Consider the following 9,581-nt stretch of genomic DNA (forward strand, 5'->3'; position numbering starts at 1 on the left):
ATTTATATTGTTTGTATCTTAAGTCAAGCCTGAAAAATCAGAGTTTTTACTTGACTTATCCCTAAATCAAACAAAAAAAGCTAGCAGAGTAGCGAATATTCAACTACGATACAACATTATTTTATGTAAGGCTGAGGATACCCAGTAATTTTTGGAGTTGGGGCTGAGTCAAGGCTCACTCAAGTTTTCTCCCTAATCCCAGCCTCTTCCTACTCCCATTAAGCCAAAAAACTTGTCAACAGTGTCATAGGAGAGCTGTTCGAGAATGTATATTGGGCTTAGTAGCCTATTTGAGGAAAAATTACGATGCAAATAACTGCATAAACAAAACTTGAATGATGACTAAACTAGCTATGATCTGTCTATACCTGAAATCAGCCAAGGTTTAGGCGAAAAATTCATTGCTGTTAATAGTCAATCAGTGATTCTATGTTTTTTAATGTGTACACAAATTTTTCAGCACTTTTATCAGGAATCAGCAAAGTATTGCGAATGCCTTGATGGAAGTGTAATTTAAAATTCTTTACAAATTGCAACACTCTAGTTTACATGAGAATTCGTTGTAATTTGTACAATGCAGCTGTGACGTGGATCTAGTTCAGATTGGGCTTCTTTAAAGATATTCATGAGCATTTCAACTTCCGTGCTGAGTGATCTGCTACAGTCCCTACCTTACCTGCGGCCTCAGCTATATTTCAAAGCTTCATTGACGGCCCTTTCCCACGCGATGGAAGATCAGGTGTTGGCTGCGACTTTAGACCAGCCTTTAGTGATTGCTAGCTTTCAAAGAGAGAGATTCTATCGCCAAGAAGCTCATCGCTATCAGCGATTGGCACAACGTAGTAATCAAATATACGTTTTGTCTGCACCGGAAACTGATTTTGCCAATAGCTCGGAATACTACGAAAAAGTAGCATTTGAGCCTGATGATGCTTTGAGTCAAGAGTGGCATTTGGTCGTAGTAGCTGACAATTATGCTACTTGCTTGGTCTGTAGGGAAAGCCTGGGTTCGATCGCCAAAAATCGACAAATACCTGAGTTTAGTCCTGGCCTAGATATGGATGCAGGGCGACGCTTTGAAGGTATTTGGACATCGGAACGGGGAGTAAGTATCAAAGCTGCCCAATTGCTATTAGATAGGATTTTGATTTATCGACCAGACTTGGCAAAAAAAGTAACAAAAGCTTGTCAGCGATTTGGTATTGGCGAAAAGAAAATTTACTCGAATGCTACTAGTGTTCTGACTGAATATGCTTGTGATATTGATACTGACCCCTTTGTGCAGCGCTTAGTGACTTACCTGCAAGCTAGTCAGTACAAATTACATAAAGCTTACCGTTCAATTGCGGCTCAGGCACGAAAAGAACGTTTAGTCAACTCAATTAGTACAGCAATTCGGCGATCGCTTGATCCCCACCAAGTATTACAAATCGCCGCCCAAGAATTAGGACAACATTTAGGAGCTAGTCGTTGCCTAATTTATCGCGCCCAAGCCAGTGATGTCCAAGCTGTAATCGAACATGAATTTTTAACTCCTGGTACAGTCTCCATTAGCGGTCAAACCTGGGAATTAAAGAACAATTCCCTGTTTCAAGAAGTGGTAGATCATGGCGAAGGTGTTTGTGTCACCGATACCTTAAATGACTTCCGGATTACAAATTCCCCCACATTGTCCTTGATTGCTAAAAAATTGGCGATTCGTTCTTGGTTAATCGAACCAGTCGTATTTCAAGGGAGATTATTAGGCATTGTAGAACTGCATTATTGCTCCCTTCCGCCCCACCAATGGCAGCCAGGAGAATTGGATTTAGTAGAAGCGATCGCCACTCAAATTGGAGCCGCCTTAATTCAAGCAGAATCTTACGCCAACCTGGAAGAACTCAACCAGCAACTAGAAGCCCTAGACCGCACCCGCAGCAACTTGATAGCTATCACAGGGCATGAACTCCGCACACCTTTATCGACAATTCAAGTGTGCTTAGAAAGTTTGGCTACCGAACCCGATATGCCCGTGGAATTGCAACAGGTAATGCTGAATACTGCTTTGTCGGACTCGGAACGGATGCGAAAACTAGTGCAGGATTTCTTGACTCTCTCTAACTTAGAAAGCGGTCGAGTGGAATGGCATCCAGAATCCTTAACCCTACAAGAGTGTATTGATTTAGCTCTTAGTCGTCTCCGCATCCGTCCTGGAGTCGAGAAACCACCAGCGATTAAAACCCAAATAGACGGAAACTTACCCTTAGTCAGAGCAGACGGTGATTGGCTAGTAGAAGTGTTGGCAAAACTCGTAGACAACGCTTGTAAATTCACACCCACCCAAGGGGAGATCAAGATTAGTGCCACTCACAATGGTAGTCAAATGGTAGAAGTCACAGTAGCCGATACAGGACGCGGTATCGAGCCAAATCGTTTAGAAATAGTTTTTGACCGCTTCTACCAAGAAGAAGGGGCATTAAGGCGCACAGCAGGCGGTACAGGGCTAGGTTTAGCAATTTGCCGCCAAATCGTCAACGGTTGGGGTGGTGAAATTTGGGCAGCTTCCACAGGTAAAGACCAAGGTAGCCAATTTCATTTCACCATCCCCATCGCCCAAAATAGTCAAGAGGAAAGTTGGTCAAAAGTTAAAAGTCGTTAGTCATTAGCTTTTAGACTGTTAACTGTTGACTGTTGACTGTTGACTGTTGACTGTTGACCAATGACCAATGACTAAAAACTGTTACAGACTATAACGCGATCGCAATATGATGGTGATGGCGGTGTTACGATGCCCTAAAAACGTTGAGAGAATACCTTATGGCAGAAACACTTTCTGGTAAAACTCCCCTATTTGCTGGCAGCACTGGTGGCTTGCTCACAAAAGCAGTAGAAGAAGAAAAGTATGCTATCACCTGGACTAGCCCCAAGGCGCAAGTTTTTGAACTGCCCACAGGTGGTGCAGCTACTATGCACGAAGGTGAAAACCTCCTGTACATCGCTCGGAAGGAATATGGTATCGCGCTAGGCGGTCAACTCCGGAAATTCAAGATCACAAATTACAAAATTTACCGGATTTTACCAAGCGGCGAAACCACTTTCATCCACCCAGCTGATGGCGTATTCCCAGAAAAAGTCAACCCAGGTCGTGAGAAAGTCCGCTTTAACGCTCGCAGCATTGGGGAAAATCCCAATCCTTCACAAGTGAAGTTCTCTGGTAAAGCTACCTACGATGCTTAAAAACTAGGGACTAGGGACTGGGGACTGGGGACTGGGGAAAGCAGGGGGCAGGAAGAGAAGTCGCAAGGAGGGTTTCCCTCCGGGCGAACTTCGGGTGCAGGGGAGAAGAAACTTCTCTAATACCTGATACCCATTACCCAATCCCCAATCCTCATTACCCAATCCCCATTACCCAATCTCCAAATTGCCGATGATTTTCCCCAATTTCTCCGAATTTTCTCAACTAGCTTTGCAAGGTAATTTTGTGCCGGTGTATCAGGAATGGGTGGCAGACCTAGATACACCCGTTTCCGCTTGGTACAAAGTTTGCGCTGGAGAGCCTTATAGCTTTTTGCTGGAATCGGTAGAAGGTGGGGAAAAGATTGGGCGTTATAGTTTGCTGGGGTGTGATCCTTTATGGATTTTGGAAGCTAGGGGTGAGACGACCACTCAGACAAACCGTGATGCTTCTCAGGTTGTGTTTACAGGTGACCCATTTACAGCTTTAGCCGATTGTCTAGCACCATATAAACCAGTCAAGTTACCCCAACTACCACCAGGAATTGGCGGTTTGTTCGGTTTTTGGGGTTATGAATTAATTCGTTGGATTGAACCGCGTGTACCAGTGCATCCCCAAGATGAGCGCAACATTCCTGATGGATTGTGGATGCAGGTAGACCATTTGTTAATATTTGACCAGGTAAAGCGGAAAATATGGGCGATCGCCTATGCTGATTTACGTGATCCAGATGTAGATTTAAAAGCGGCGTATCAGCAAGCGTGCGATCGTGTTAACCAAATGGTGAGCAAATTATCTTTGCCCCTATCGCCCCAAAAAACTATATTAGAATGGACACCCCCAAACAGCCAAAAAGTGGGGGAAAAACAAGAATATACCAGCAACTTCACTCGACCGGAATTTTGCGCCAGCGTCCAAAAGGCCAAAGAATACATCAAAGCGGGTGATATCTTTCAAGTAGTTATTTCTCAGCGCCTTTCTACCCAATACACCGGTGACCCCTTTTCCCTGTACCGTTCCCTGCGTCAGATCAATCCCTCGCCTTACATGGCATACTTTAACTTCCAAGACTGGCAAATCATCGGTTCTAGTCCTGAAGTGATGGTGAAAGCGGAATTGGATGGCGATGGTGAAGCAGTAGCCACAGTTCGTCCCATTGCGGGGACTCGTCCACGGGGTAAGACAACCAAAGAAGATGCAGAATTAGCCGCAGATTTACTCCAAGACCCCAAAGAAATCGCTGAACACGTCATGTTGGTGGATTTAGGACGCAATGATTTAGGGCGTGTTTGTGCCAGTGGGACTGTAAAAGTTGATGAATTAATGGTGGTGGAACGCTACTCTCATGTAATGCACATTGTGAGTAATGTTGTAGGGAAATTAGCTGCAAATAAAAACGCCTGGGATTTATTGAAAGCCTGTTTTCCTGCCGGCACAGTTAGCGGCGCACCGAAAATTAGGGCGATGGAAATTATTAATGAGTTGGAACCCAGCCGCAGGGGTGTATATTCTGGGGTGTATGGGTATTACGATTTTGAAGGACAATTAAATAGTGCGATCGCTATTCGGACAATGGTAGTTAGAGATCACACTGTAACGGTGCAAGCTGGTGCAGGTTTGGTGGCTGATTCTGATCCAGAGAAAGAATATGAGGAAACTTTAAATAAAGCTAGGGGACTCCTCTTGGCAATTCGCTGTTTACGGTAGATACAGGACTTCTAGATAGAAAAATATCCAAAATCTAAGGTGCGTCAGTGCTATATAACCTAGCTATACTCATAAATTATTCATACTGACGCACCCTACCAAACCTACCCCCTATCTCTTCCGGTCAACAGTCAACAGTCAACAGCTATATCTAAAAATTTTCAGATTGAAGCGATCGCACCAAAACTGTGGCAGCATTCTGAAGTATCTTGATTCTCATACCATTTCACTAAAATTCTGATACAAATCCGAACCCAGAAACCTTTACAAAATATAGGTTTCTTAATTTTGAATTTTGCGGAAAGTTGCGGTGCGGGGGTTCCCCCCGTTGAGCAAACTTTCCAAGACGAATTTTGAATTTTGAATTGGTATCAGGCATGAGTCAAAAATTCAGAAGCTGCAATATTAATGTGTCAACTATTGGGAATGAATTGCAATGTGCCAACGGATATCTGTTTTTCCTTTGAAGGATTTTCCGCGCGGGGAGGAAAGACAGATCATCACAGTGATGGTTGGGGAATTGCTTTTTTTGAAGGAAAGGGATGTCGAATATTTTTAGATGCTAAACCCTCTATAGATTCTCCGATAGCCGATTTTGTGCGATGTTATCCCATTCACTCTACCCATGTCATCGCCCATATTCGCAAGGCGACCCAAGGTGAAGTCGCCTTAGAAAACTGCCATCCTTTCCGCCGAGAACTCTGGGGAAGATATTGGGTGTTTGCTCACAATGGTAATTTGCCAGATTTTGAGCCACCAATACAAGGTTTTTATCAAGCTGTCGGTCATACTGACAGTGAGAAAGCATTCTGCTTGATATTAGAAACACTGCGGCAAAATTTTCCCGAAGGTAAACCTTCCCTAGAAAAACTGTATCCTGTACTGCAACGAGTTACAGAAAGATTAGCTGCAATTGGTGTTTTCAACTATCTACTATCCGACGGAGAACATTTCTTTACCCATTGTTCAACAAACCTAAGTTACATAGTGCGTCAAGCACCTTTTGCGGCTGCACACCTGATTGATCAGGATATGACAGTAGATTTTAATGAATTGACAACACCAAGCGATCGCGTCGCTGTTATTGCCACTACACCGCTTACAGATAACGAAGTTTGGACACCAATTCAACCAGGAGAACTGTTAGTCTTTCAGGACGGTTTGCCACTAAAGCATATATTCAATTAAGCATCTTATCCATTACACATTGATTCTAGGAAACCGTTAAATCAAAGTTAAAAGTTTTTACAAAGATACTGTAATCATTACTTAAGTAAGTACTAAGTGCATGGTAGTTTAAGAGGGAATTTTTTTGAAAAAATCCAGATTTTTTTTCTTTTAAAACTCGGTGTTAGCACTCATGATTGCTAATTGTAAAGAAAGCTATCTTGTATTCAAGTAGGTAATCATAAAACACCATGAAAGCCATACAAGAATATCTGGAAAAGAAACAAAAACTGTTAATCAAACACAGTTTTTTTCAACAGTTAATATTGGGTGAGTCTACATTAGAAGATTTTGCCAGAATGGCTCCTATCATAGGTTTTTGGGTGATGTCTTTCCAGGATTTATTGAGAATAAATTTATCATTAATTAATGATAAACACTACTATCAATTCGTCAGAAAACACCTCATGGAAGATATCGGTCACGAAAAATGGTTTTTATATGACCTGAAAGTATTAAATACGGAACAACCGAATTTACAGGTTCTCTACAGCAAACCGCATACTCCTGTGCGTGATGCAACATTTTCACTCATCTCGGAAGTCTTTCGTGCTAACAATGACCATGAAAGAATAACTTTAATACTTACACTAGAATCGGCAGGTCATGTGTTTTTTGAATATGTTGCAGACTTCATTAAGAAAAATAACTGTGACACATCTCTTAAATACTTTTCCAGTCATCATCTTGGTGTTGAAAAAGAACATGAGATTTTCGAGACAGGAATGCAGGATTTAATCGTAAATATACATTTAAATCATGAGCAAAGAATACATCATCTCAAGATGATCGATCGTATATATGAAGCTTTTGATCTCATGTTTGATGGTCTAGCTGTTGCTTTATCTCCCTCCGCAGCATTGATGGTAGCCACTTCGTAGACCATAACAACAATCAAAGCAATTCATAATTCGCTTTTTATGCGTTGTAACAGCGATTTAGTCCCCGACATTTTGTAAAAAAAAATCAGAGTATTTATGGAAAAGCTTAGTGCTATCAAAAAACCTGACATTAACATTGCTGATGCTTGGGAACAATATTGGAACAAAACTTTAGTTAATGCGACTCCAATTTTGTGGGATGCCAATGTAGAACGAGCTGTAGTCTTTGATTTACCACGGTTTGAATTATTATTTAATACCGAACTACCACTCATTGATTTCGCCTGTGGTAATGGGACACAAACTAAATTTCTCTCCCAATTTTTCCCTAGAGTTATCGGATTGGATGTCTCTAAATCTGCTCTAGAAATTGCATCTAAGGAAAATGCTGCTGCAAATATTTCATATCGCCTTTTTGATGGTTTAGTACCTGAACAAGCTGCACAGATACATTCGGAAATAGGCGATGCTAATATTTATATGAGAACAGGATTTCACCACATTCCTGTAGACAAAAGAGAATTACTTGCTCAATCTTTACGGACACTTCTTGGTAAAAAAGGAGCAATGTATTTAATTGAATTAGGTACTGGCTGTATTGACTTCTTTAACTCACTCTTGGAAAAGTATGGACAATTACCATACGAACTATTGTTAGTAATGGAACACGGCATTAGACCAGGGATTTTTACAGCAGAAGATATTGAATTATATTTTCCTGATTTTGAAATTCTCAGTCAGGGTGAAGGCTTATTCCAAAGTATTCATAAACTACCAGAGGGAAACTACGCAACACCACCAGCATTTTGGGCAGTAATTAAACACCGCTAATACATCTCTAGAAATCCGATTTGGCTCTTGTTGGATTAGCCGGCGCTTGCACATATAGCTGTTGACAGTTAACTGTTAACTGTTAACTGTCAACAGTTAACAACCCTTTTTAGTAGTTATGCAATTTGAACGCGCATTAGCCTACCATGAGTAAACAAAAAATTGATGCTCAAGGGGTGAATTTTAGCCAAGATCAGAGTCTTGTGTCGAGCGTTACTACTGACTTTGGCAATCTGATTAAAGGTAATACCCTTGGCATTATCCAACCTCACAATATTGAGGAAATCATTTCAGCAATAGAATTTGCCAAAAAACAGAATTTACGACTTAAACCTCGTGGTAAAGGTTACACTCAAAGCGGACAGTCTGTGGCTCAAAATGCTTTCACCCTTGATTTGACGCGACTAAACCGTGTATCTAAAGTAGATACTGTAATGCAGGCGATCGCTACTGAAGCTGGGGCAACATGGCAAGATATAGTTACCACAACTATGAAATACGGTATGCTTCCCTGTGTTCTTCCCCTAAATTTGGAACAAACAGTAGGAGGACTACTTTCCACAGGCGGTATCGGTAGCACTGCCAATACTTATGGCCCCGTTGTTGCCAATGTGATTGATTTGCATATCATCACGGGGAATGGTGAACATATCCAATGTAGCCGCACACAAACACCAGAACTATACCATGCAGCTTTAGGTGGTTTAGGAAGATGCGGTATTATTGCCAGCGCCACATTAGCATTACGGAAAACTAAAAAATACATTCGCACTTTCCATCTACTTTATGATTCTCTGAAAGCGTGGATGGATGACCATGTATTGTTAGGTAGAAATCACCAAATAGATCATTTAGAAGGATTCTGTTGGACTTCGGCTAAAGGTATTCGTCAAACTACTAATGGTAAAAGATTCTTTGCCCATTGGCTTTATGGATTGCAAGTTGGCATTGAATATGATGAGTCAGTACCATCTGCAAGTGATGTCTTACAAAACTTAAATTACTGGCAGCTTTTCCATACAGAAGATGAAGAAACTTTGAGCCATGTTTTTCGCTACCAACCCCGCTTTGAAGTTATGCGGGGAAGTGGTGCCTGGAACCAAGCTCACCCTTGGATAGAATGCTTCATTAGTGCTGAAGCTTTGACCGAAATTTTGCCAGAAATTCTCGATATGTTACCACTAAGCTTAGGCGATGGACACAGAGCCATTATGGTTGCATCAGATAATCTACCTAACTTATTTATGATGCCACCGGCCGAAAATATCCTTTGTTTTGCAATTCTTCCTATGGCTGTTCCAGTTGAAGATAGCAAAACTTTTGACGTGTTAGCAAAAGTTAATCAACTGCTTCTCTGTGCAGGAGGAAAACGCTATCTCTCCGGTTGGCTTGGCAAATCAGATTTTAATTGGCAACAGCATTATGGCACCAGTTATGAAACTTGGGAGACCATGAAACAACGGTATGATCCAAGTCATGTTCTCGGTTAATAGGTTAAGCTATTCTGCTTTTAAATTGCATAATCCATCGTGAGGGTTGTTGACCGTTAACCGTTAACCGTTAACCGTTAACAGCCTTTATTAGTAGCTATGCAATTTAGGCGCGCATTAGGTTATCTTTAATCTGCCGTAATTTTGTTAGTAACTGAAATTAATGGGAATCCTAGACGTATAGCAATCCTAAATTAGGCAATGTACAACTTATTTTTAAAATCTGTTTCC

At 41.5% G+C, this 9,581-nt stretch carries 7 protein-coding genes; all 7 read left to right on the top strand.

All coding sequences use genetic code 11. The annotated features are described in order from the left end of the window. The first annotated feature begins 625 nt into the window (after nucleotides 1–625). The gene (locus H6G14_RS04690) at nucleotides 626–2,638 is read left to right on the top strand and encodes a DICT sensory domain-containing protein (RefSeq protein WP_190565970.1); all 2,013 of its coding nucleotides are present in this window, start codon (nucleotides 626–628) and stop codon (nucleotides 2,636–2,638) included. A 158-nt stretch (nucleotides 2,639–2,796) separates the two neighbouring features. Continuing rightward, nucleotides 2,797–3,216 carry a photosystem I reaction center subunit II PsaD gene (locus tag H6G14_RS04695; RefSeq protein ID WP_011321384.1) on the top strand — a complete coding sequence of 140 codons (420 nt, stop codon included), beginning with the start codon at nucleotides 2,797–2,799 and terminating at the stop codon, nucleotides 3,214–3,216. A 190-nt stretch (nucleotides 3,217–3,406) separates the two neighbouring features. Continuing rightward, nucleotides 3,407–4,921: an anthranilate synthase component I gene (gene trpE / locus H6G14_RS04700; protein WP_190565971.1), complete on the top strand. Its 1,515-nt coding sequence runs from the start codon at nucleotides 3,407–3,409 to the stop codon at nucleotides 4,919–4,921. A 408-nt stretch (nucleotides 4,922–5,329) separates the two neighbouring features. After that, the gene (locus H6G14_RS04705; RefSeq protein WP_190565972.1) at nucleotides 5,330–6,109 is read left to right on the top strand and encodes a class II glutamine amidotransferase; all 780 of its coding nucleotides are present in this window, start codon (nucleotides 5,330–5,332) and stop codon (nucleotides 6,107–6,109) included. A 230-nt stretch (nucleotides 6,110–6,339) separates the two neighbouring features. Beyond that, nucleotides 6,340–7,029 carry a hypothetical protein gene (locus H6G14_RS04710; RefSeq protein ID WP_190565973.1) on the top strand — a complete coding sequence of 230 codons (690 nt, stop codon included), beginning with the start codon at nucleotides 6,340–6,342 and terminating at the stop codon, nucleotides 7,027–7,029. A 96-nt stretch (nucleotides 7,030–7,125) separates the two neighbouring features. Further along, nucleotides 7,126–7,860 (top strand): class I SAM-dependent methyltransferase, encoded by a 735-nt coding sequence (locus H6G14_RS04715; protein ID WP_190565974.1) that lies wholly within the window; start codon nucleotides 7,126–7,128, stop codon nucleotides 7,858–7,860. 146 nt (nucleotides 7,861–8,006) lie between these two features. Beyond that, nucleotides 8,007–9,350, top strand: coding sequence for an FAD-binding oxidoreductase (locus tag H6G14_RS04720; RefSeq protein ID WP_190565975.1), 1,344 nt, complete (start codon nucleotides 8,007–8,009; stop codon nucleotides 9,348–9,350). Nucleotides 9,351–9,581 lie beyond the last annotated feature (231 nt).

The organism is Nostoc parmelioides FACHB-3921 (assembly GCF_014696625.1).
Classification (GTDB): Bacteria; Cyanobacteriota; Cyanobacteriia; order Cyanobacteriales; family Nostocaceae; genus Trichormus; species Trichormus parmelioides.

Excerpts from the sequence above, each read along its gene's own strand:
- H6G14_RS04710 (WP_190565973.1), top strand. The coding sequence starts at position 6,340 with ATGAAAGCCATACAAGAATATCTGGAAAAGAAACAAAAACTGTTAATC.
- H6G14_RS04720 (WP_190565975.1), top strand. The coding sequence starts at position 8,007 with ATGAGTAAACAAAAAATTGATGCTCAAGGGGTGAATTTTAGCCAAGAT.
- H6G14_RS04695 (WP_011321384.1), top strand. The coding sequence starts at position 2,797 with ATGGCAGAAACACTTTCTGGTAAAACTCCCCTATTTGCTGGCAGCACT.
- H6G14_RS04690 (WP_190565970.1), top strand. The coding sequence starts at position 626 with ATGAGCATTTCAACTTCCGTGCTGAGTGATCTGCTACAGTCCCTACCT.
- trpE (WP_190565971.1), top strand. The coding sequence starts at position 3,407 with ATGATTTTCCCCAATTTCTCCGAATTTTCTCAACTAGCTTTGCAAGGT.
- H6G14_RS04715 (WP_190565974.1), top strand. The coding sequence starts at position 7,126 with ATGGAAAAGCTTAGTGCTATCAAAAAACCTGACATTAACATTGCTGAT.
- H6G14_RS04705 (WP_190565972.1), top strand. The coding sequence starts at position 5,330 with ATGTGTCAACTATTGGGAATGAATTGCAATGTGCCAACGGATATCTGT.